Consider the following 21,577-nt stretch of genomic DNA (forward strand, 5'->3'; position numbering starts at 1 on the left):
AGAGATGACAAATGGATAGCTTAAGAAAAAACAATGATAGCCGTATTGATTACGGTGTTATTTTACCTGTGTTCATATTATGTTTGATAGGGATGCTTTCCCTATACGTGGCGTTGTCCCACGACCCAAGAGATCCAAATATTTTTCGGAATATGGTCATGCAAGGTGTATGGTATGTAGTCGGAGCTTTAGCAGTTGTTATTATTATTCGTTTTGATGCAAAGCTTTTATGGCGGATAACGCCCTTTTTGTATGTGATTGGCTTAGCCGTCATGTTAGCGTTATTGAAATATTATGATCCGACATTAGCCGCTTCAACCGGTTCGAAAAACTGGTTCAAAGTTGGTTCATTGACCTTTCAACCAGCTGAACTTATGAAGATCGCTTATATTTTGATGATGGCGTTGATCATTACCAAGCATAGTGTCGCTCATAAATTACGGACATTGAAAACTGATTTTGGGTTGATTTTAAAAATGATCTTGGTATCGATTCCCGTCTTTGGCTTAGTTTTGGCACAAAAAGACTTTGGGACAATGTTAGTCTTTCTCGCAATTTTTGCTGGAATGTTTTTGATGTCAGGTATTTCATGGGTGATCGTTGTTCCAGTGATTGTTGCAGCAGCGGTTCTTGGAGGTTCGGTGATCTTCTTAGTAACAACAGATGCTGGACGTGAATTGTTGACACATGTCGGTTTTAAAAATTATCAATTTGCCCGAATCGATTCGTGGATCGATCCCTTCCACGATCCTCAAGGAAAAAGTTTCCAATTGGCGCATTCTTTGATGGCGATTGGTTCTGGTGGAATGTTGGGAACAGGCTATAATGTCAGCCATGTCTATGTTCCTGTCCGTGAATCAGATATGATTTTTACCGTAATCGGTGAAAACTTTGGATTTGTCGGTGGGGCATTTGTGATTTTGCTTTATTTTATTTTGATTTATCGTATGATTCGCTTATGTTTTGATATGAACAATGAGTTTTATGCCTATATTGCATCTGGGATCGTTATGATGATGTTGTTCCACGTATTTGAAAATATCGGGGCAAACATCGGTCTATTGCCATTGACTGGGATTCCATTGCCATTTATCAGTCAAGGGGGTTCTTCGATTTTAGGAAACATGATCGGAATCGGATTGATCCTTTCAATGCGTTACCAAAGCGCTGACAAACAACCTATCAGGAGGACACGACGTGCTTAAATTTTATTGGTACCCAAAATGTTCGACTTGTCGTAAAGCCAAAACATGGCTGGATCAACAAGAAGTCGCATATGAAACCATCGATTTGATCGAGGCGACGCCGTCAAAAGCGGATTTTGAACGATGGATCAGTCAAAGTGAGTTGCCGATCCGTCGTTTCTTTAATACTAGCGGTATGAAGTACCGTGAATTAGGTCTGAAAGATAAAATCGCTGATCTTTCAATAGCCGAAGCAAGTGAGTTATTAGCAAGTGACGGGATGCTGGTTAAGCGTCCATTACTGATTAAAAATGATCAATTTTTAATGAATGGATTCAAAGAAGACACTTACGAAGGAGCGTTTAAATAAATGAGTTACTTAAAGAAACAAGAAGGACTATGGATTTTACATAACGATAAAGACTATTGCATGGGGTTAACAGCTGAAATGTCAGAAACATTAGGTGAAGTAACGTTCATCTCTTTGCCAAAAATCGGCCAAACTGTTAAAGCAGGCGAACCTTTTATTGAAATCGAAGCAGAAAAAGCAGTTCAAGAATTCAAAAGCCCATTAACGGGCGTCGTATCTTCTGTCAGTGAAAAAGTTCAAGCGGATCCTGCCGCATTGAATGTGAAAGAAGAGCTAGATGCGTGGATCGTATCATTGCGTGAAGTAGACGAATCAGAGTTTGAAAATTTGTAAAGAAAATTTTCAATTCGTGTTTGACATGCTAAAAATTGCCTGATATAATCCTTTCATACACATGAGAAAGCGATGAAAAGAAAAGTACATCTGATTAAAGTACAAAGAGAGCTCCTGTATGCTGAGAGGGAGTTATGGAAATGAGATGGAAAATGGTCTTTGAGCGGGATAGACGAGACACTGTTAAGTCTATCACGGGAGTGCCCGTTATAGCACCTCAGTATGCGCAAGTTGCAAGTACTGGCAGAGGTCATGATCTCAAGGTCAGGATAAATTTTAGGTGGTAACACGGAAGTCAAAAGCTTTCGTCCTAAGTGTACAAGCTGTACATGGGTGGACGAGGGCTTTTTTTGTTCGCCTTAGGCAGACAAGTATCAAACGGTTTATGCAAATGAACGGACTATTTTCCGACAACTTGGTAAAATAGTTACATAATTAAGAGTTAGCTGTAAGCTATCTGCTTATCTAGAAGGGAAGTCAGAAACATGGCATTGATTGAATTAAATCAAGTGGGGAAAAGTTTCGCCGGAAAAAAAGGAACGATCCACGCAGTCAATGGAATCAATTTAACAATCGAGGAAAAAGATGTTTATGGCATCGTCGGTTATTCCGGAGCAGGAAAAAGTACATTGGTTCGCTTATTGAATGGACTAGAAACACCAACAGACGGTCAAGTGATCGTCAATGGTGAAGATGTCGCAAAATTACAAGGGGCTTCATTAAGAAGCTTTCGTAAAAAAGTTGGGATGATCTTCCAACATTTCAATCTTTTATGGTCACGGACAGTGATCGAAAACATCCAGCTACCTTTAGAATTAGCAGGTGTACCTAAAGATCAACGTCAGAAAAAAGCGGAAGAACTATTGAGTCTAGTTGGACTTGATGGACGAGGAGATGCTTACCCTTCCCAATTATCCGGGGGACAAAAACAACGGGTCGGGATTGCGCGAGCATTAGCCAATGATCCAGATATTCTGCTTTGTGACGAAGCGACGAGTGCGTTGGATCCACAAACAACGGAAGAAGTTTTGGAATTATTAGCCAACATCAATAAAAAATTAGGTTTAACAATCGTATTGATCACTCATGAAATGAACGTGATCCGTAAAATCTGTAACAAAGTCGCTGTGATGGAACTTGGAAAAATCGTTGAAGAAGGTTCGGTTCGCGAAGTCTTCCGTCATCCACAACAGGAAGTGACAAAGATTTTTGTTCAGCAAGATTTGGAACCAAAAGTAGATCCATCCGCGTTATTAGAAGAATTTATCAAAGAAAATCCAACGGGAACCTTAGCTACCTTGAATTTCTTGGAAAATAATGCGAACGAACCCGTCGTTTCACAAGCAATCCGTCAATTCCCAATCAACATCAGCATCGTTTACGGGAATATCGAGCGAGCAACCGGAAGTTCTTTTGGCACATTGACCGTCCAATTGACGGGCGAACCCAAAGAAGTCGATCAAGCGATTCGCTTTATAGAAAGTCAACAAGTTGGCGTGGAGGTGCTTCACCGTGGATAAAAGTTTTACAGAGACATATTTAAATTTTCAACAAGTATCGTGGGATACATTAAAAGAAGCGATCAATGATACGTTGTTCATGACGATCATTTCAATGATCATTGTTTTCGTATTAGGCTTACTATTAGGCTTGCTGCTTTACTCATTAGGGCGTAAACATTCAAGTGCCCGCAGCATATTATACGGATTGGTTTCAATCATCAGTAATATTTTCCGATCAACACCATTTATGATTTTGATGGTATTGATCATTCCTTTCACCAAAAGTCTGGTCGGTACGATGTTAGGCGCGAAAGCCGCGATCCCAGCATTAGTTCTGTCAGCAGCACCATTTTATGCGCGTTTAGTTGAGATCGCCTTTCGTGAAGTCGACTCGGGTGTTTTAGAAGCCGCAGATGCGATGGGTGCTAGCTATTTCCAAACGATTTGGAAAGTCTTGATTCCTGAAAGTCTGCCGGCATTGATTTCTGGGTTGACAGTCACATCGGTTTCGATGATCGGATTCACAGCTATGGCCGGTGCGATCGGTGCTGGTGGTCTAGGAGCGTTGGCTTGGCAAGAAGGCTATCAACGCGGAAACTATACGGTAACATTAGTGGCTACCGTGATCATTCTATTGATCGTATTCATCGTTCAAGGGATCGGGGACTTCTTAACGAAGAGAACCGACAAACGTTAATTTTAACCGTGGGGTAACAGTAAGAATTATTTCTTATTAAAAATAAAAAACAGTCAATTTAGGGGGAACCAGCAATGAAAAAGAAATTTTTAGGTTTTGCAGCAGTAGCATTATTAACAGTCGGCTTAGCCGCTTGTGGGAACAGCAGCTCAAGCTCTTCTGATAGCAGCAGCAGTAAAGAAAGCGACACTCTAGTCGTAGGCGCTTCACCAACACCGCATGCTGAAATCTTGGAACACATCAAACCTTTACTTGAAAAAGAAGGCGTAAAACTAGAAATCAAAAAATTTGATGACTATGTTTTACCAAACAAAGCATTAGCTGATGGCGACATCGATGCGAACTACTTCCAACACAAACCATTCTTTGATAAAGCCGTAAAAGAAAATGACTACAAATTTACGGATGCTGGTGCAATCCATATCGAACCAATGGGCTTATATTCTAAAAAAATCAAAGACATCAAAGACTTGAAAGATGGTGCAACGATCATCACTTCAAATTCTGAATCTGACTGGGGCCGTATCATCACGATCTTACAAGATGCTGATTTAGTTAAAGTTAAAGATGGTGTTGATCTAGAAACAGCCACTTTCGATGACATTGCTGAAAACCCTAAAAACTTGAAATTTGAACATTCAATCGACCCAGCGTTGCTTGCTACGACTTACAACAATGACGAAGGTGACTTAGTCGCTATCAACGCTAACTTTGCTTACGGTGCAGGTCTAAATCCAGTCAACGACGCTTTGTTACTTGAAAAAGATAACTCACCATATGCGAACATCATCGCTGTTCGTACCGAAGACAAAAATGATGCACGCATCAAAAAATTGATCAAAGTTTTACGTGAAAAAGACGTTCAAGACTGGATCTTGAAAAAATGGGACGGTTCTGTAAAACCAGTGGAACAATAAGAATCGCTGACACCGAAGGGAAACTTCCTTTCGGTGTTTTTTTGTCACAATTGGTTCATAAATAAGCGTTATACTAATGAAGGAATTTACTGCTTACAGAAGCTTTAAATTGCAAGCGAACATAATTATAATAATTCTAAATAAATAGTCGTTTTTGAAAAGAAATTATGCGAATCAATTTGTATTCCATTCTCATTTAGATTAAAATGTTTGAGAACGAGAAAAAATATTTGGAGGTACTTTCATGTCAGTTTTAGAAATCAAAGACTTACACGTAGCCATTGACGATAAAGAAATTTTAAAAGGCGTTAACCTAGTAATGAAGACTGGCGAAATCCACGCCATCATGGGACCAAACGGTACAGGGAAATCAACATTATCTGCTGCTATCATGGGCAACCCAAATTATGAAGTCACACAAGGCGAAATCTTGTTTGACGGTAAAAATATTTTAGACTTAGAAGTTGATGAACGCGCGCGTCTAGGCTTGTTCTTAGCGATGCAATACCCAAGTGAAATCCCAGGAATCAGTAATGCTGAATTCATGCGTGCGGCAATGAATGCACGTCGCGATGAAGACGATAAAATCTCAGTGATGCAATTCTTGAAAAAATTAGATAAAAAAATGGAATTATTGAATATGCCAGAAGAAATGGCTGAACGCTATTTAAATGAAGGCTTCTCAGGTGGAGAAAAGAAACGTAATGAGATCTTACAATTATTGATGGTCGAACCAACATTTGCGATCTTAGATGAAATCGATTCAGGCCTAGATATCGATGCGTTGAAAGTTGTTTCTCGCGGTATCAACGAAATGCGCGGTGAAAAATTTGGCGCATTGATCATTACTCACTACCAACGTCTATTGAACTACATCGTACCAGATGTGGTACATATCATGATGGAAGGCCGTGTGGTCTTAACTGGAGATGCGGATCTTGCACGCCGTTTAGAAGCTGAAGGTTACGCAGGGATCTCTGCTGAATTAGGTATCGAATACAAAGAAGAAGTTTAGGAGGGCAAGATAGATGAAAAAATGGACAGAATATCTTGAGGCCGTCAAAGCATACTCTGCTGAATGGGCCGAACCTCAATGGATGACCGACTTACGTGTCAATGCGTTGAATAAAATCGACGAATTGCCATTGCCTGTAATCGAAAAAGTCAAATTCGCTCGTTGGAATTTGTACAACGTGAAACCAGAACATCAAGAAATCGGCGGAACGATCCCAAGTTTTGATGAAATGAAAGACAATCCGATCATTGTCCAAGCTGGTGAAACAACGATTTTTGAACAAATCTCGCCAAAATTGGTTGAACAAGGAGTGATCTTCACTGATTTAGTGACGGCACTTCAAGAATATCCTGAATTGGTACAAGAATATTATATGCAAAAAGCTGTACCGGTCGAAGAAAATACGATGACCGCTTTACATGCTGCTTTCATGAATAACGGTGTGTTCTTATATGTACCTAAAAATGTTGTGATCGAAGAACCGATCGAAAGTCTATTCTTACACAACGGCAACGATGACGCTCACTTCTTCAAACATGTTTTGATCGTAGCGGAAGCCAACAGTGAATTTTCTTATTTAGAACGTTTTGAATCTCAAGGCGCAGAAGCCAAAAAACTTTCTGGAAACGTGGTCGTCGAAGTGATCGCTAAACCAGGAGCACGTGTAAAATTCTCAGCGATCGATGCTTTAGGTGCCAATGTGGCGACTTATATGAATCGACGTGGTTATTTGATGCGCGACTCAATGATCGATTGGGCGATCGGGATCATGAATGATGGCAATGTGATCGCAGACTTTGATTCAGATCTAGTCGGTGAAGGTTCACATTCAGAAGTGAAAATCGTGGCGATCAGCACAGGAAAACAAATCCAAGGAATCGATACACGGGTAACGAACAAAGCGCCCCACACGATCGGTCACATCTTGCAACATGGTGTTATCCTTGAAAAATCAACTTTAACATTCAACGGGATCGGCCACATCTTAAAAGGTGCAAAAGGTGCAGATGCACAACAAGAAAGTCGTGTCTTGATGTTGTCTGAAAAATCTCGCGGCGATGCCAATCCAATTCTTTTGATCGATGAAAATGAAGTGACTGCCGGTCACGCGGCCAGTGTTGGTCGGGTCGATCCAGAAGAACTATTCTACTTGATGAGCCGTGGTTTAGAAAAAGCAGCAGCTGAACGTTTGGTGATCCGTGGGTTCTTAGGGCCAGTGATCACAGCGATCCCAGTGAAAGCTACACAAGAACAATTGATTGATCGGATCGAAGGGAAGTTGAACTAATGAAAGATTTTGCTACGATCAGAAATGATTTTCCGATTCTTTTTCAAGAAGTCAATGACGAACCGTTAGTCTATTTGGACAATGCGGCAACTACTCAAAAACCGAAACAAGTATTGGACGTTTTACGTCATTACTACGAAACAGATAATGCGAATGTTCATCGCGGTGTCCATACACTTGCTGAACGTGCAACTGCAGACTACGAAAATAGTCGTGAGAAAGTTCGCGCGTTCATTAATGCCAAAGAAACCGCAGAAGTTCTTTTTACTCGCGGTACAACGACGGGCTTGAACTGGTTGGCACGCAGCTATGGCGATGCGTTTATTAAAGCTGGAGATGAAATCGTCATCTCTTATATGGAACACCATTCAAACATTATTCCATGGCAACAATTAGCGCAACGAAGTGGTGCAACACTGCGTTACCTGCCGTTGACAGCGGAAGGCTTTATCGATCTGGACGAAGCCAAAACAATTATTAATGAAAAGACAGCGATCGTCTCTTTAGCGTACGTCTCAAATGTCTTAGGTGTGATTAATCCAATTAAAGAATTGGCCGCTCTTGCTCATAGCAATGGTGCAGTCATGATCGTCGATGGAGCTCAAGCAACACCGCATATGCAAGTGGATGTACAAGCGTTAGACGCAGATTTCTTTGCCTTTAGCGGGCATAAAATGTGCGGACCAACCGGAATCGGTGTATTATATGGCAAACGTTCATTGTTAGAACAGATGGAACCAGTCGAATTCGGCGGTGAAATGATTGATTTTGTTCGTCTATATGAAAGTACTTGGAAAGAACTGCCTTGGAAATTTGAAGCCGGCACACCAAATATCGCCGGTGCAATCGCCTTAGGTGGTGCGATCGATTATTTGAATGAAATCGGGATGGATACGATCCATCAGTACGAACAAGAATTAGTTGCTTATGTCTTGCCAAAATTACAAGCAATCGGCGGCGTAACGATCTATGGACCGCAAGATCCTGAACATCATACAGGAGTGATCGCTTTTAATTTAGATGGCATTCATCCGCATGATGTTGCGACAGCACTAGATATGGAAGGTGTAGCGGTAAGAGCTGGCCACCATTGTGCGCAACCATTAATGAATTATTTAGATGTACCTGCGACAGCACGGGCCAGCTTCTATTTCTATAATACGAAAGCCGATGCGGACCGTTTAGTCCAAGCAATCCAAGCGACAAAGGAGTTTTTCAAAGATGGCGCTAACTAGATTAGACAACTTATACCGACAAGTAATCTTGGATCACTCAGCTCATCCTCATCATCATGGCAAATTAGATGAATCGACTAAAACGATCGAGATGAATAATCCGACGTGCGGCGATGTGATCGAACTTGAATTGATCGTTGAAGAGGGCATCATTAAAGACATCGCTTTTACTGGCAGCGGTTGTTCGATCTCAACTGCTAGTGCATCAATGATGACGGATGCAGTGATCGACAAACCTGTTTCAGATGCAGAACACTTAGCGGTGATTTTTGCTCAAATGGTCCAAGGCAATGAGATTCCTGAAGCGGACGAGAACGAATTAGGCGATGCAGCGATGCTTAGTGGCGTGGCAAAATTCCCAGCACGAATCAAATGCTCGACTTTGGCTTGGAAAGCCTTAGGAAAAGCTTTGACAGATGAAGAAGGAAAAGCTCGCGAAGGACAATTGCATAAAGATTAAATAAAACATTTTTCGTTCTTTAGAAAAATGAATACTTAAATATGAATAAGGATGTCAGCTCTGCTTTTGACAGTTTTCTAGAAACTAAAGATGTTTAGCAGAGTGATATACGGCATGAAAATCAAACTCATTTTTCGTTCTTTAGAAAAATGAATACTTAAATATGAATAAGGAGCGGGATACTATGAGTAGTGTACCAGAAATCGAAGAATATCAATTTGGCTTCCATGATGATGTTGAACCCGTCTTTACGACTGGTGAAGGTCTATCGGAAGAAGTCATCCGCGAAATCTCCCGCGCAAAAGGAGAACCAGAATGGATGTTGGATTTCCGTTTGAAATCCTTAGAAACATTCCGTAAATTAGAGATGCCTGATTATGGTCCTGATTTATCTGGTTTGGATTACGATAAAATCAACTATTTCATTCGATCAAGTGACAAATTAGCACGTGATTGGGATGATGTTCCAGAAGAAATCAAAACGACCTTCGAGCGTTTGGGAATCCCTGAAGCAGAACGAGCATACTTAGCTGGTGCTTCAGCTCAATATGAATCAGAAGTGGTTTACCACAACATGAAAGATGAATTCAAAAAATTAGGAATCGTCTTTACCGATACCGATTCAGCCTTGAAAGAATACCCAGAATTGTTCAAAGAATATTTCGGAACGTTAGTACCGCCGTCAGATAATAAATTGGCTGCCCTTAATTCAGCCGCTTGGTCAGGTGGAACGTTCATCTATGTACCAAAAGGCGTGAAGACAGATATTCCGATTCAATCATACTTCCGTATCAACTCAGCCAATACCGGTCAGTTTGAACGGACATTGATCATCGTGGACGAAGGCGCCAGCATCAACTATGTTGAAGGCTGTACGGCACCAACGTATTCTTCAGATAGTCTGCATGCGGCAGTCGTAGAAGTTTTCGTGAAAAAAGATGGCTATTGCCGTTATACAACGATCCAAAACTGGTCGAACAATGTTTACAGTTTGGAAACAAAACGTGGACAAGCCCAAGAAAACGCAACGATGGAATGGGTCGACGGCAACTTAGGATCAAAAGTTACGATGAAATATCCAAGTGTTTATATGGAAGGTCGCGGTGCCCGCGGAACGATGTTATCGATTGCTGTTGCTGGTAAGAACATCGTCTTAGATAATGGCGCCCGGATGATTCATAATGCACCGAATACCTCTAGCACGATCGTCTCAAAATCGATCGCCAAAGATGGCGGTGCCGTGGATTACCGTGGAACTGTTCGTTTCGGTCGCGATAGTGCCGGTTCATTCAGCCATATCGAGTGCGATACGATCATCATGGATGATCAATCGAGTTCTGATACGATTCCATACAATGAAATCTTAAATGGGAATGTTTCGCTGGAGCATGAAGCGAAAGTCTCAAAAATCTCCGAAGAACAATTGTACTATCTAATGAGTCGCGGTATTTCTGAACAAGAAGCGACTGAAATGATCGTCATGGGCTTCGTCGAACCATTCACCAAAGAATTACCAATGGAATACGCAGTCGAATTAAACCGCTTGATCCAGTACGAAATGGAAGGCAGTGTGGGATAAACCTATTATATGAGCTAGAACCCTTGATATATAAGGATTCTAGCTTTTTTATTTTGCCTTGATAGTAGAAATGACCAGCTTTTGACCAGCTTTTTTACTGATGAGCCATCATATCAGCAAACTCTTGACCAGTTTTCTTAGGTGCGTTGTTTGTAATGTGTGCATAGATGTCTAATGTTACTTTACTATTTTCATGCCCTAATCGTTGTTGAACTACCTTAACAGATTCTCCAGCCTCTAATAACAAACTAGCATGGGTATGTCTGAATCCATGAGGCGTAATACGAGGTAAGTTATACTTTTTCAAAATATATCTTAACCAATCATTCACAGTATTTGGAATGTATAGAGTGTTTTTAAGTGTTGTAAAAACATATTGCTCTTCTGAGCTCGTATTATAGCCTAGTTTAAGATATTCAGCTCTTTGTTGCATCTTCCAGTCGTTTAAGATTGCTAAAGTCCCTTTATCAAGAGAAATCGTTCTTCTTGAGGCTTTGGTTTTAGGCGTTTGGATTATGATATTCTTATGTTCATCAATCGCAACTGTTTTGTTAACATACAGTTCTTTATTAAACATATCAATATCTTTCCACTGTAATGCAAGAACTTCGCTTTTTCTCATCCCAGTATATGCTAGTAATCTGAAGAAAGCATATTGCTTAGTGTTTCCAAAGTCCTTGAATGCATTTAGCAAGGTATTCAATTCATCCTTAGTATAGAACTTTCGTTTTTCCTCATACTCTCTATGCTTAGGACGCATTGTTTTTCTCATAGGGTTACTATCAATATATTCCATAGAAACGCCATAGGCTAAAATCTGTCCAGTCTGTTTTCGAATAGAATCCCACATCTTATATTTTGCATGCCATTTGCTTAAGACTTTCTGGCAGTATGGGACAGAAATATCCGTTAACTTCAACTTACCAAACTCAGGTAGTATTTGATTTTTAGCAAACCTAACAGATATAGCTACTGTCGAAGGTTTAACACTTGATCGTTGATGGGTTATCCATTCTTCATACAAGTCCTCGAAAGTCATATCAGAAGCTTTCTTCTTGACCCCGTACTTTATCTCGTATGCTAGTTCATCAAGTGATTTTTTTGCATCTTGCCTAGTTTTAAAGCCTCTACGTGTGGTATTTACTTTTTCTCCAGTTCGTGGATCAGTGGCTACATGTCCTTTGAACATCCATGCTACTTGACCGTTATTCTTTTTGTACTTTGATATTTTTGCCATTTTCTTTCCTCCTAGATATCGGTCAATAGATATAGTCTGGCTCCTATGTCAAGAATCCGCACACAAAAAGGCGAATACTTTTCAAAATAATTTACGATACTTCTTTATTCAAACAAAAATCCCCGTTTTAACCTATTTTTTATAATTTTATTTGGAGTTTTCCTGAAAAAGAGTAGCCTAAATAACCGTTTTTAGATAAATTTTAAAAACGGTACGGGCATAAGCTAGGAAACCAATGAAATACGGTCATTATTGTACCAACGGATATAGCTGTCAATTCCCACGATTGCTTCATCCAGTGATTGGAAGCTTTGAAAATTTACATATTCTCTCTTTAAAATAGAATGAAAGCTCTCAATTCTTGCATTGTCTCCAGGACATCCTTTACGGGAATAAGAATGTTTGATATTTAGCTGTATTAAACTATTTTCGAATAAATCACTTGTGTATTGACTTCCCATATCGCTATGAATTATTTTTGTCCCTAATGATTTTAAAATTTGTTGATCAATCACGCTGATAGCGAGCTCTTTTGTCATGTTAGCTCCTATTTTATGTGCTTCAACCCGTCGGGTTTCAGGATTATAAAGACTGGCTAAGTAGACCCATTTACGTTTCACAGGAATATAGGTAATATCTGTTAACAAGACACTAGATTTATTTCTTAATTTCTTTATCAAGTTAGGCCGCTGAGCGATTTCGGTATAGCTTTTCGGTTTCTTCATTTTCCGAACCATTCGTGATTTGATTCCTAATTCCCGCATGAGACGATAACTAAGATAGCGACTAATTGAGAGATTTAACTTTTCTTTAAAGTATTTTGTTATTCGAGGATAGCCGTACATGGGGTGTTTTAACCAACAATCTAATACTTGTTGCTTAAGAAATTGACGTCTCTGCTCTGATTTGCTCGGCTTCCACTTCAAAAAATCGTAGTAAGTTGATCTAGAAATATTCAAAACCTGTAAAATTCGGGTAATGCGGTGTCCTGCATCTAAGTTACACTGAATGATTCTTAAAATGACCTCTCTCCCTTGCTTCTTTAATTTTTTGCCAGAAGCACCGCTGCTCGCTTTAAAATGTCGAGTTCCTCTCTCAATCGTTTGTTTTCTTTTACTAACTCACGTTCTCTTATTGAAAGAATACCCCTATCATTGGGATCTGCTTGGCGAATCCATTTGCTAATTGTTGAGACGCTCACGTTATATTCTCTAGACAATGAGTTAGCAGACCGCCCGGTCTGACTCAGAGATATCATGGATTCTCTAAATTCTTGTGAATATCTTGTAGCTGAATTTTTTGTTTGCATAATAAAAAACTCCTTTAATAGATTATAGCGAACAACTTGTCCGTAATCATATTATAGGAGCCTCTATTGGGAGCAATAGTAGGAGTAAATCTAAGATTTTGTTTCTGTTTATTTTAAGATGTTACGCTTAGTATCGCTCCATCTTATACACCTCCATTATTCTGATTTGTAATTGCTTCTAAATATTGATTAAGACCTAGTATCTGTCCATCGGTCAATTTTTGATTATTAAAGAAAATGTTCTTTTGTTTATTAATTCCCTTAGATATGATATCTGATAAATTAGTTGAATCTATATAAGGAACGTTTTCTCCTTCATAAATCTTCTTTTTAACATCAACATTATCTAAAAATTCTCCTAATTTAAAATTAAGATTTTCGTAATCGAAAGATTTACTAACATCTCTAAAGGCAAATGCTTCAGGTGTACCTATGTTGGATAATTCTTCTGAAGATAATAGGTCGTGCGTTCCATCTTTACTTGGTTGGCAATATAGTTCTGTAAGACGTTGGTATTCACATAGATCAATTAAATTTCGGAGACTGATACCCAAAGCATCTGAAATCTTTATCAAAGTCTTGAATGATGGAGTTCGTGTGTTGTTTTCAAGACCTCCGATATATGACTGTCCGACTCCTAAGTCTTTAGCCATCATCGCTTGAGTATATTTTTTTCCTTCAATAGATTTCATCTGTCTAATACGCTTAAGAGCAAATCCAACCTTCAAGTTACTATTTTCTTCCATAGCCATCACCTCTTTCTAAAAATATAATATCACTTATTTGTGATTTTGTAAATACCTAAATAAATATTTGTTTAAAAAAATCACAATTGAGTGTTGTTTGTTTTGTGAGTATATGCTATACTACGTATATCAATTAAGAGAGGCGGTGATAACTATGATCAAACGATAGAAGGGAGGACATTCCATGAATAGTATAGAAGAAATTACTCTGGATAGTCTGCTTGAGAGAACAATCCAAGAAGTTTTAAATAGAGAGCTTATAGAATTAAAAAGTCTGTTAGCTACTTTATCTAATCCTAACAATCATTTCTCAGGTTATTTAACTATGAAAGATGCTTGTGACTATCTGTCAGTATCCAGAAATACTCTAGCTAAATACATCAACGAGTATGATTTACCTATAACAATAATAGAAGGCACTAAGCGTATAAAAAAATCAGATTTAGATGAATTTATGCTTAGTAGGCAATGTTGACTATGTCTTACAAGTATCTTTATTTATTACTAGTAAGATAAATTAAAACAAAACTATTAAAAATTATAGGAGGATAAGTATGGAAACTAAATATAGAAAGCAGATAGAGGATAAAGTAGTAAAGCAAATGGATAGACTGTTAATTAGTTATAGAAAGGAATATCTTTTCCAAGTGAGAGAAGGAGAAGATGTTGAATTTCGGACAACTACTGATAAAAAGGTTCAGTTAAACGAATGGAGAGTTAGAAAACATTTAAATGGAGAATACACATTAGGAATAAAATTAGGTTCTGGTGGCTTGACTAAATTTATGTGTTTTGATGTCGATATTATAGATGAGGGAGATAGAAGGTGGACAACTATAGAATTGATAGACACACTCCATTCTTATTATGGCATTCCTATGAAAGACATTCATGTTTGGTATTCAGGATTAAAGGGCTATCATGTTGATCTTTATTTTGATGGATTTATTCGAGAACAAGAACTTGAAAACTTCTATTATGAAGTCCTTTCCCAGATGGGAGAAACAATTCATCGCATTGAAAGAAGACCCACTACTGGACTTGGAGTCAAATTACCTTTGGGTATTCATTTGAAAACAGAAGAATTTTGTTACTATGTTGACAATCGGACGTTAGAACCATTGCCTATTGATTATTTTTTGTCTATAGAACCCCAGTCTTTGAATGAGTTCAAAGAAAATGTCTTGAAAGATTGTTCAGCTATGACTAAACATCGGTTAACAACTGAGAAGAAAAAGAACGTAAATCGTAAAAATATCAGTGCTAAGGAGCAAAATAACCAAAGTGTTTATACTTACGTAAAAAAAATTCTTGAAGATGGATGCTTGTCAGAACCAAGTAGTAGAAATTATTTTACGTTTCACGCATCTCGCATCTTAAAGTATCAGGGAAATGACATAGAGGCTACATACCAAATGGTCTTCAATGTAATCCAAAATACGTTTGAAAACTCTGAGACAAGAAAATTCTTAGATCAGAGATGGAACTTGCGAGAATTGAAAGGTGAAACACAGCGTGTAATTGAGACAGTTTATGATGGTGATTATTCGTTTAGCATGAAGTCTAGTAATGTTACTTTTTACAGACAAGAGTTAGATGTTATCTTATCTATTCAAAGAAAAAATCTAAGATATCTTCTCTTTAGTTTACTGTGTCATTCGAAAAAATATAGTGGCAGTGATGGAGTATTTTATTGTACTCACGCAACTTTAGCTGACATGGGTAATGATAGTAATACTGGAAGAAGTGCTAAGAACATCAGATCACTAGAGAAAATGGGCTTTGTTAAAGTGATATCTTCCAGAGTATTTAAGGGAGGAAATTGGCTTCCTAACTACTATAAGATGACTTTAGGAGAACTGAATACTGTTGAGGACAAGGGGATTACGTACAATTCTGATGAGCCTCTTAATCTAGTGAAGGTAATGAATGACCTATATAGTAAAGAAGAGTTAACTAAAATTGAAACTACTGGTGATAGGTTTATTTACCAGTTTAATATAGAGAACAAAAAGCATCCTTCCTAATTGGAGGGGTGTTTCTATTTGAACTCACTGCGTTCCATTTCGTGCCTCTTTAATAACCTCATATATTCTAAGGTTTTAACCTTATCTTCGGATGATAAGGAGCGATACAAAGCGTTGAAATCGTCATCTACTATCTCTGTTTGCCTGTCAATAAAATGGCTTAGAGGGACTCCCAGAGCCTCTGAGAGTGCTTGTAAATTTTCAGTTCTAGGTTCAGTAACTTCGTTTTCCCAACGAGCAATAGCCTGCTGAGAGGCATGGATTTTCTGAGCAAGTTGTTTTTGAGTCCAACCTAATTTTTTTCTGTTTTCTCGTATGGTTTTAGCATATTGCTTCATTTAGACTATCCCTCCGATACTTATACTATACAACGAACTGTTGTTTATTCCTGTTAAAAATGATGTTTAATCACATATAATTGTTGAAATACTACAAAATGATGTATATAATGTTTGTGAGGAGGAAGAAGATTATGAAAGAGAAAAGAAGACTTAGTTTGTACAGAGAAGCAAAAGGGTATTCTCAAATTGAAATAGCTGAGAAAATGTGTGTCACTCAGCAGTCAATTAGCTCATGGGAAACTGGTAGGACAGTACCTAAACCTTACCAAATGAAACTATTATCGCAAGTGTTAGAAGTTGATATGGATGAGCTCTTTTATGATGTTTTTAATATAAATAGGGAGGAAAAAACAAATGTACTGTAGAAATTGTGGAAGTCAAATGGAGGAATCAGCAAAGTTTTGCGCATCTTGTGGTACATCTCAGGAAAATATGGAGTTATACACAGAACAAATAAGCCCTAAGATAGAAAAATCTCTTAGTGAAGTTAAAGACCAGATTAATAGGGGAAAGCAAAGTGGAAATCTGTATAAGATTGCTGGTTGGGTTTCAGTTGTCATCTCACTCCTATTTATTCCTGTACTATTTGGTGCTATTGGAGTTATTATGGGGTATTTGTATAGAGAGCATGATGAAAAGCATGGAACTATTTTAATGATTGCAGGTGTAGCAGGTGGTATTCTAGGAACACTTCTGGGCTTATCATCTGGATACTGAGGAGGTCAAGTGATGACAAAAATATTAGGTGGGATAGGTCTTATTTTTTTCGCAATTGCAATAAGAAAGCTTCTCAAAACGCACCATCACCCAAAGGATAGAAGAAAAATACTGATAGTGGGGGGCTTGCTATTATTAGGTTGTTTTTCAATGTTATTTAGTTCGGAGGGGCTATCAGAAAAAGAATACGTACAAGAAGTTGTGAATATAGTAGTTGATAGTGACGTGAAAATCAAGCAGACAGATGTCTATTCTGATGAAGATATGCAGGATACAGCAGACTATTTAGGTAAACAAATGAAAAAATTGAAAAACATCAGACCTACAAGTACTTTACCTAAAGAGATTAAGGATTCTCATGAAACTCTTTATGAGGGCATAGATAAAATAAGAACAGGGATAGTGGAGCAAGATATCGAAAAAATTCAAGCAGGGCAAACGATTGTTTCTATGACAACGGTGCTTTACAATGATTATATAGAAAAAAATCCAGATAAATTTGATAGGGAGTAACAAAATGAAAAAAGCATTGGTGTTATTAGCTCTACTACCCACTATTTTGATGGCGTCCTGTCAAAATAAAGAAGAACAACCTACCTCATCTACCTATAGTGAAACTACTAATAGACTTAGTTCTGTAAAAGAGAGCTCTGTCAGTAATTCTTCAACAGAAGATAAGATAGTTGATGAAATGTTATGGAATGCTGATAAGAATAAAAAGCTTAATGACTTCATGAATACTTGGGGACAAACCATGAATCAGACGTATAAACAATACAGTCCGAATAATAATGTTGATTTATACGGTTTACAACTCCCTGACTCGGTTCTAAATAACAATAAGTGGCAGGCGGTTATTGGTAACACGCCAATAGTTTTAAACTGGTCAGAAAGTGGTGAGGAAGAATCAGGTTACTCTTTAGTAGCGGTTTATTCGGATGCAGAGGCACAAGATTATTTATCGAAGCACGTTTACTTTTTTACCATTAATTCAGGAGTACCCAAAGTGTTAATAACTAGTCAGAATCAAGGGAATCCGAATAATTACTTATACTTTAAAGAAACAGAGAATAAAGAGCTTAGAGATGGTTTTAGTAATATTGTGAATAGTAGTGTAACTTTTGATGATGCTAAATCAAATTTTACCAAAGATGAACAACTCAGCTACTTTATCAGCAACTATGGTCAATTACCTTATAAAGGTTATCTAACGACCGAAAATGATGGCAATGGTACAAGGATTACTTATTATGTTGATGAGTCTATTCCAAATGATAAGCAAGCTATATCAGAAGCAATTGAACATCTGAAAGCAATTAGCCTATCTGTTCAGCAGAAGGTTGGAGAAGGGATAACAGTAAGCTTAAAAGAGCCACTGGAAACGGAGTACACCCTTACCCTAATTGATGGACAACCAACTCAAGCTAATCATATCTTTGGCAGAATCATACAAGGAATTGAATAGGATAGAGAACCCCACCCCGTTGTTATTTGACCGTACTAAGGGTACCCTTTAAATGAGCTACATGGCTCACTTGGGGTACTCTTTTTTTGCAATTTGCAAAAGGTTAATAAATTTTCATACATGAAACGAAATGAAATACATCTTTATAAGTATTGATATACAAGGGTTTCTATGTTTCATATGCAAATGAAACGAAAAATAGTTTTTAGCTGAAAATCCTTAAAAAGTACTACATACTTGTGGGAGTTATTGCAGATGAAACAGACCTACAAATGTTTCATATAGCTTCTATTGGTTATCATTGGCTAAAGAAGGATGATATAATAAGAAACGAGGTGATTGAATGGGAGATAAGATAGCTAAAAATGAAACTATACGTGATTTAGAAGAAAGTATACAAGGAGCTAAACTTCTAAGCAGTATTTCCTCATTGTTTGGTATTAAAATTGATGAAGATTTTGATTTGCTAGAAAAAAGGATATTAGAAATTAAAGAATTACCAGATAAGTTTAATGAAATATTTTCTTCTAGAGGATGGATTGCGCATGATTCTTTAGATGTTAAAGTAATGAAAGAATGTGTGGAACAGGGAATAGATGGGGAAAGCCTTCTTATGAATTATTATGAAGGAAAACTAGAATGGCTAATTAACATATTATCTTATAGACCTATATTCAAAGAAAGAGCTGAGTTACTAAATTTGGCTAAAAAAGACTATTTTGAAGAAAGATATCATAGCTGTATCCCAATTGTGTTAATGTTGGTTGATGGTATAGTTAATGACATTAAACCAACAGGGTTATTTGCTGATGCGACAGACTTAGACGTATGGGATAGTATTGCAGGTCATTCTACAGGACTAAATTCTCTTGTAGATATTTTAAAGAAAAATAGAACAAAAACTAATATCGAACCGATTTATTTACCTTATAGAAACGGTATACTACATGGTAGGGAATTGAAATATAATAATAAGATAGTTGCTATTAAGACATTTGCCATTTTATTTTATGTGAATGACTGGATTCAGTCTTTAGAAAGTGAAGAAAAAAGAAGAGAAGAGTATCTAGAAGAGAAAAAGAAAAGTAAAGAAACAAGTTTTTTTGATATAGCTAGGAAATACACTGATCACAAAAAGAAGTTACGAAAAATGGATAAGCTACTTGAAGAATGGCAACCAAGAAAATTTGAAAATGGTTATGAGCACTTTACTATTAAAGATGGGACACCAGAAGCAAATGCTATTAAATTTTTAGAATGCATTAGAAAAGGAAACTTTGGTACACCAGTTAGTTTGTACTTTGAGAATATATTTGGAAAAGTTTCAGTGAAAGAAAAAGCTGGACTATTTAGAAAAGAATATGAGGATATCAGATTGGATAGTTATTCTATAACTAAAATAGATGATAAAGGTGCGTCAGTGACTCATGTATATATTTCTATGGTTTATAGACTTGATAGTGTATGCAAAAATAAAGAATTAGATTTTAGGATGATATATGAAAAACAAGGAGAAGTTGAAAACAGGCTGATAGAGGGAGGAGAATGGAAAATAGTGAATATAGAAGGGATAATAGATCAATTGAAATCTTAGTACATTTTTTTACATACTATATGTAGGGGTTGGATGATCTTTAATTTTTATGTTCAGAGGATTTGGTAGCGTTCTACAATTAGTTTTTCGTATTCAATATATAGTTTGTTTACAATCTATATAAAAGAATGAGACACAATATATAGTGTTATAGATTTGACTGTATAAATACATTGTGATATTATCAAGTAATAGAAAAAAAGGGCATAGATTGCAGTCTATCCCCGTGGTTGATATTAGTTAAACTAGTTGCAGACACAACACAAAAATCAATTACCTAACTAAAATGTTAACTCTTAGAATTTTATCAAATGTTTTTGAAAATGTAAAGCTTTTTTGCTTAGAGTATCCAAAACTAGAATTAATTTCGACCTTTTCTATAAAATATTATAGATAGGGAATGATGTAATGGTAAAATTTAGTCAAGCTTTGTATTCAAAGGATGGTGAATCTAGATTTATCGAAGTCAAAAGGATTCCGCATCAAAATAATTATGATGATTTCGTGAACCACTTGTTTTGTCCAGATGAAAATTGTGATGCGAAATTAATTTATGTTAGAACTCGTGAAGGCGGTTACTTGAAAAAACCACAAGGTTTTGAACATAATGAAGAGTGTAATTATGCTGATGACTCAATTAGGGTTGTACCTGAAACTGTATATATTGAGATTAATGGAAATATATCAGATGATGGTATTTCTCGTAGAAATAAAAACATGGGTAAAAAGCTAAGAGATTTTTTAAATCCTCCAGAGGAAAAAAAAGTAGCCAAGTCAGATAAGAAAAGACTACTAGGTCTAAAAAGGATTCAGATGATCCTAACTCCAAAGATGTCAAGACAGGGGTTAGAATAAAGTATGATCCCAATAGTATAGTAAGTAAAGAAGAATTAGATCAAAATGGTACAAAAACAAGAGAACCAGCGTTTATATCGGTTCTTCTTCACCAAATATCAGAGAGAGATTCCAATAAGAATCTGTCGACTGTTGGCTTAATTAAAAATGTAGTTCTTAACAAAGAACAATCATCTGCTTCTATACAAGTTGTGTTTGAAAATGTTAAAGCGACTATTTATCTACCACAAGCTTTTTTTAGTAATTCTATACGTGGACTATCTAAAGAACAACTTTTTGAATATGTTGAAATGTTGGGAAAATATATAAGGACAAATCCTGATAGTCTATATATAAACACTATGTGTCAGACTCATAAGATAGATATAGAAAATTTAGCTCTGTATGTGTATGACCCAGACTTTCCAAGTTTTATACTTGCTTCTAATACTAATAGAGAATTTAGAAGTTTAAGTGTGTTGGCTTCTATGATATCTACAAATGCAATTTAAACGAAATTTAATTGTGAGGAGAGAGGCTTTAATGTTTCTCTTCTTTGTTTCAATAATATGCCTTAAATTGGCAAATATATAAATACTTATGTATAAATTGGGAAAACATTTCTGCCTGACAATGATATGAGACTTCTGAAAGCTTGAGAAGAGCATGTTACATTTTTGTTCAGGTAATGGTTACTATTATAAATAAACATTGAAAATACCAAGAA

Annotated in this window: 24 protein-coding genes and 1 other annotated feature; of the genes, 20 read left to right on the top strand and 4 right to left on the bottom strand. The window is 37.0% G+C overall.

Features of this window, described 5'->3' with window-relative positions; translation table 11 throughout:
• Nucleotides 1-11 precede the first annotated feature (11 nt).
• The 11 genes from ACQKTA_RS00555 to sufB all read left to right on the top strand — a co-directional run bounded on the left by ACQKTA_RS00555 (nt 12) and on the right by sufB (nt 10,580).
• A complete protein-coding gene (locus ACQKTA_RS00555) occupies nt 12-1,205 on the top strand; it encodes an FtsW/RodA/SpoVE family cell cycle protein (RefSeq protein ID WP_427813816.1) in 1,194 nt (397 codons plus the stop codon).
• Nucleotides 1,198-1,554 carry an arsenate reductase family protein gene (locus ACQKTA_RS00560; RefSeq protein WP_332580778.1) on the top strand — a complete coding sequence of 119 codons (357 nt, stop codon included), beginning with the start codon at nt 1,198-1,200 and terminating at the stop codon, nt 1,552-1,554. Before ACQKTA_RS00555 ends, ACQKTA_RS00560 begins: the two co-directional genes overlap by 8 nt.
• The gene (locus tag ACQKTA_RS00565; RefSeq protein WP_332580779.1) at nt 1,555-1,887 is read left to right on the top strand and encodes a glycine cleavage system protein H; all 333 of its coding nucleotides are present in this window, start codon (nt 1,555-1,557) and stop codon (nt 1,885-1,887) included.
• A 63-nt stretch (nt 1,888-1,950) separates the two neighbouring features.
• Nucleotides 1,951-2,203 (top strand) — a binding site (T-box leader).
• Nucleotides 2,204-2,372: 169 nt separating this feature from the next.
• Entirely contained in the window at nt 2,373-3,407 is a 1,035-nt protein-coding gene (locus ACQKTA_RS00570; RefSeq protein ID WP_427813817.1) for a methionine ABC transporter ATP-binding protein, read from the top strand.
• Nucleotides 3,400-4,086 carry a methionine ABC transporter permease gene (locus ACQKTA_RS00575; RefSeq protein WP_332580781.1) on the top strand — a complete coding sequence of 229 codons (687 nt, stop codon included), beginning with the start codon at nt 3,400-3,402 and terminating at the stop codon, nt 4,084-4,086. The genes ACQKTA_RS00570 and ACQKTA_RS00575 overlap by 8 nt, the downstream gene beginning before the upstream one ends.
• A 74-nt stretch (nt 4,087-4,160) precedes the next feature.
• Nucleotides 4,161-5,003 (top strand): MetQ/NlpA family ABC transporter substrate-binding protein, encoded by an 843-nt coding sequence (locus tag ACQKTA_RS00580; protein ID WP_332580782.1) that lies wholly within the window; start codon nt 4,161-4,163, stop codon nt 5,001-5,003.
• 244 nt (nt 5,004-5,247) lie between these two features.
• The gene (sufC, locus tag ACQKTA_RS00585; protein WP_427813818.1) at nt 5,248-6,018 is read left to right on the top strand and encodes a Fe-S cluster assembly ATPase SufC; all 771 of its coding nucleotides are present in this window, start codon (nt 5,248-5,250) and stop codon (nt 6,016-6,018) included.
• A 13-nt stretch (nt 6,019-6,031) separates the two neighbouring features.
• Complete coding sequence (gene sufD, locus ACQKTA_RS00590) at nt 6,032-7,306, top strand: Fe-S cluster assembly protein SufD (RefSeq protein ID WP_332580784.1); 1,275 nt, start codon at nt 6,032-6,034, stop codon at nt 7,304-7,306.
• Nucleotides 7,306-8,541 carry a cysteine desulfurase gene (locus ACQKTA_RS00595; RefSeq protein ID WP_427813819.1) on the top strand — a complete coding sequence of 412 codons (1,236 nt, stop codon included), beginning with the start codon at nt 7,306-7,308 and terminating at the stop codon, nt 8,539-8,541. The genes sufD and ACQKTA_RS00595 overlap by 1 nt, the downstream gene beginning before the upstream one ends.
• Nucleotides 8,528-9,001: a Fe-S cluster assembly sulfur transfer protein SufU gene (sufU, locus tag ACQKTA_RS00600; RefSeq protein WP_427813820.1), complete on the top strand. Its 474-nt coding sequence runs from the start codon at nt 8,528-8,530 to the stop codon at nt 8,999-9,001. Before ACQKTA_RS00595 ends, sufU begins: the two co-directional genes overlap by 14 nt.
• 184 nt (nt 9,002-9,185) lie before the next feature.
• Entirely contained in the window at nt 9,186-10,580 is a 1,395-nt protein-coding gene (sufB, locus tag ACQKTA_RS00605; RefSeq protein WP_427813821.1) for a Fe-S cluster assembly protein SufB, read from the top strand.
• Between the two features lie 94 nt (nt 10,581-10,674).
• On the opposite strand, the gene ACQKTA_RS00610 is transcribed toward sufB, so the two are convergent.
• From ACQKTA_RS00610 to ACQKTA_RS00620, 3 genes are all read right to left on the bottom strand, one after another.
• Nucleotides 10,675-11,817, bottom strand: a complete 1,143-nt coding sequence (locus tag ACQKTA_RS00610) for a tyrosine-type recombinase/integrase (protein ID WP_172702081.1) — start codon at nt 11,815-11,817, stop codon at nt 10,675-10,677.
• Nucleotides 11,818-12,041: 224 nt separating this feature from the next.
• A protein-coding gene (locus ACQKTA_RS00615) for an IS3 family transposase (RefSeq protein ID WP_427813514.1) occupies nt 12,042-13,126 on the bottom strand; the annotation gives its coding sequence in 2 pieces (ribosomal slippage) (nt 12,042-12,889 and nt 12,889-13,126; 1,086 coding nt in all).
• 143 nt (nt 13,127-13,269) lie between these two features.
• Nucleotides 13,270-13,872, bottom strand: coding sequence for a helix-turn-helix domain-containing protein (locus tag ACQKTA_RS00620; RefSeq protein WP_270326548.1), 603 nt, complete (start codon nt 13,870-13,872; stop codon nt 13,270-13,272).
• A 184-nt stretch (nt 13,873-14,056) separates the two neighbouring features.
• Between ACQKTA_RS00620 and ACQKTA_RS00625 the strand changes: the two genes are divergently transcribed.
• Nucleotides 14,057-14,347 carry a helix-turn-helix domain-containing protein gene (locus tag ACQKTA_RS00625; protein WP_172702565.1) on the top strand — a complete coding sequence of 97 codons (291 nt, stop codon included), beginning with the start codon at nt 14,057-14,059 and terminating at the stop codon, nt 14,345-14,347.
• A gap of 79 nt (nt 14,348-14,426) precedes the next feature.
• Nucleotides 14,427-15,899 (top strand): TOTE conflict system archaeo-eukaryotic primase domain-containing protein, encoded by a 1,473-nt coding sequence (locus ACQKTA_RS00630; protein WP_427813822.1) that lies wholly within the window; start codon nt 14,427-14,429, stop codon nt 15,897-15,899.
• A 14-nt stretch (nt 15,900-15,913) separates the two neighbouring features.
• On the opposite strand, the gene ACQKTA_RS00635 is transcribed toward ACQKTA_RS00630, so the two are convergent.
• Nucleotides 15,914-16,237, bottom strand: a complete 324-nt coding sequence (locus tag ACQKTA_RS00635) for a helix-turn-helix domain-containing protein (RefSeq protein ID WP_332277444.1) — start codon at nt 16,235-16,237, stop codon at nt 15,914-15,916.
• Between the two features lie 134 nt (nt 16,238-16,371).
• On the opposite strand from ACQKTA_RS00635, the gene ACQKTA_RS00640 reads away from it, so the two are divergent.
• The 7 genes from ACQKTA_RS00640 to ACQKTA_RS00670 all read left to right on the top strand — a co-directional run bounded on the left by ACQKTA_RS00640 (nt 16,372) and on the right by ACQKTA_RS00670 (nt 21,362).
• Nucleotides 16,372-16,605, top strand: coding sequence for a helix-turn-helix transcriptional regulator (locus ACQKTA_RS00640; RefSeq protein WP_332277445.1), 234 nt, complete (start codon nt 16,372-16,374; stop codon nt 16,603-16,605).
• On the top strand, nt 16,595-16,957 hold the full coding sequence (locus ACQKTA_RS00645; RefSeq protein ID WP_332277447.1) for a zinc-ribbon domain-containing protein: 363 nt from the start codon (nt 16,595-16,597) through the stop codon (nt 16,955-16,957). The genes ACQKTA_RS00640 and ACQKTA_RS00645 overlap by 11 nt, the downstream gene beginning before the upstream one ends.
• 12 nt (nt 16,958-16,969) lie before the next feature.
• A complete protein-coding gene (locus ACQKTA_RS00650) occupies nt 16,970-17,470 on the top strand; it encodes a hypothetical protein (protein WP_075492178.1) in 501 nt (166 codons plus the stop codon).
• Between the two features lie 4 nt (nt 17,471-17,474).
• Nucleotides 17,475-18,422, top strand: a complete 948-nt coding sequence (locus tag ACQKTA_RS00655; RefSeq protein ID WP_332277449.1) for a DUF4767 domain-containing protein — start codon at nt 17,475-17,477, stop codon at nt 18,420-18,422.
• 343 nt (nt 18,423-18,765) lie between these two features.
• Nucleotides 18,766-20,016: a hypothetical protein gene (locus ACQKTA_RS00660; RefSeq protein WP_136137602.1), complete on the top strand. Its 1,251-nt coding sequence runs from the start codon at nt 18,766-18,768 to the stop codon at nt 20,014-20,016.
• Nucleotides 20,017-20,424: 408 nt separating this feature from the next.
• Nucleotides 20,425-20,871, top strand: coding sequence for a hypothetical protein (locus ACQKTA_RS00665; RefSeq protein WP_427813823.1), 447 nt, complete (start codon nt 20,425-20,427; stop codon nt 20,869-20,871).
• A gap of 191 nt (nt 20,872-21,062) precedes the next feature.
• Nucleotides 21,063-21,362, top strand: coding sequence for a hypothetical protein (locus ACQKTA_RS00670; RefSeq protein WP_427813824.1), 300 nt, complete (start codon nt 21,063-21,065; stop codon nt 21,360-21,362).
• The last annotated feature ends 215 nt before the right edge of the window (nt 21,363-21,577 follow it).

This window comes from Enterococcus sp. 22-H-5-01, assembly GCF_050310005.1.
Classification (GTDB): domain Bacteria; phylum Bacillota; class Bacilli; order Lactobacillales; family Enterococcaceae; genus Enterococcus_A; species Enterococcus_A hailinensis.

Coding starts and splice junctions, on each gene's coding strand:
- ACQKTA_RS00565 (WP_332580779.1), top strand. CDS start 1,555: ATGAGTTACTTAAAGAAACAAGAAGGACTATGGATTTTACATAACGAT.
- ACQKTA_RS00580 (WP_332580782.1), top strand. CDS start 4,161: ATGAAAAAGAAATTTTTAGGTTTTGCAGCAGTAGCATTATTAACAGTC.
- sufB (WP_427813821.1), top strand. CDS start 9,186: ATGAGTAGTGTACCAGAAATCGAAGAATATCAATTTGGCTTCCATGAT.
- ACQKTA_RS00630 (WP_427813822.1), top strand. CDS start 14,427: ATGGAAACTAAATATAGAAAGCAGATAGAGGATAAAGTAGTAAAGCAA.
- ACQKTA_RS00665 (WP_427813823.1), top strand. CDS start 20,425: ATGGTAAAATTTAGTCAAGCTTTGTATTCAAAGGATGGTGAATCTAGA.
- sufC (WP_427813818.1), top strand. CDS start 5,248: ATGTCAGTTTTAGAAATCAAAGACTTACACGTAGCCATTGACGATAAA.
- ACQKTA_RS00625 (WP_172702565.1), top strand. CDS start 14,057: ATGAATAGTATAGAAGAAATTACTCTGGATAGTCTGCTTGAGAGAACA.
- ACQKTA_RS00620 (WP_270326548.1), bottom strand. CDS start 13,872: ATGGAAGAAAATAGTAACTTGAAGGTTGGATTTGCTCTTAAGCGTATT.
- ACQKTA_RS00645 (WP_332277447.1), top strand. CDS start 16,595: ATGTACTGTAGAAATTGTGGAAGTCAAATGGAGGAATCAGCAAAGTTT.
- ACQKTA_RS00570 (WP_427813817.1), top strand. CDS start 2,373: ATGGCATTGATTGAATTAAATCAAGTGGGGAAAAGTTTCGCCGGAAAA.
- ACQKTA_RS00635 (WP_332277444.1), bottom strand. CDS start 16,237: ATGAAGCAATATGCTAAAACCATACGAGAAAACAGAAAAAAATTAGGT.
- ACQKTA_RS00555 (WP_427813816.1), top strand. CDS start 12: ATGGATAGCTTAAGAAAAAACAATGATAGCCGTATTGATTACGGTGTT.
- ACQKTA_RS00595 (WP_427813819.1), top strand. CDS start 7,306: ATGAAAGATTTTGCTACGATCAGAAATGATTTTCCGATTCTTTTTCAA.
- sufU (WP_427813820.1), top strand. CDS start 8,528: ATGGCGCTAACTAGATTAGACAACTTATACCGACAAGTAATCTTGGAT.
- ACQKTA_RS00610 (WP_172702081.1), bottom strand. CDS start 11,817: ATGGCAAAAATATCAAAGTACAAAAAGAATAACGGTCAAGTAGCATGG.
- sufD (WP_332580784.1), top strand. CDS start 6,032: ATGAAAAAATGGACAGAATATCTTGAGGCCGTCAAAGCATACTCTGCT.
- ACQKTA_RS00650 (WP_075492178.1), top strand. CDS start 16,970: ATGACAAAAATATTAGGTGGGATAGGTCTTATTTTTTTCGCAATTGCA.
- ACQKTA_RS00660 (WP_136137602.1), top strand. CDS start 18,766: ATGGGAGATAAGATAGCTAAAAATGAAACTATACGTGATTTAGAAGAA.
- ACQKTA_RS00640 (WP_332277445.1), top strand. CDS start 16,372: ATGAAAGAGAAAAGAAGACTTAGTTTGTACAGAGAAGCAAAAGGGTAT.
- ACQKTA_RS00655 (WP_332277449.1), top strand. CDS start 17,475: ATGAAAAAAGCATTGGTGTTATTAGCTCTACTACCCACTATTTTGATG.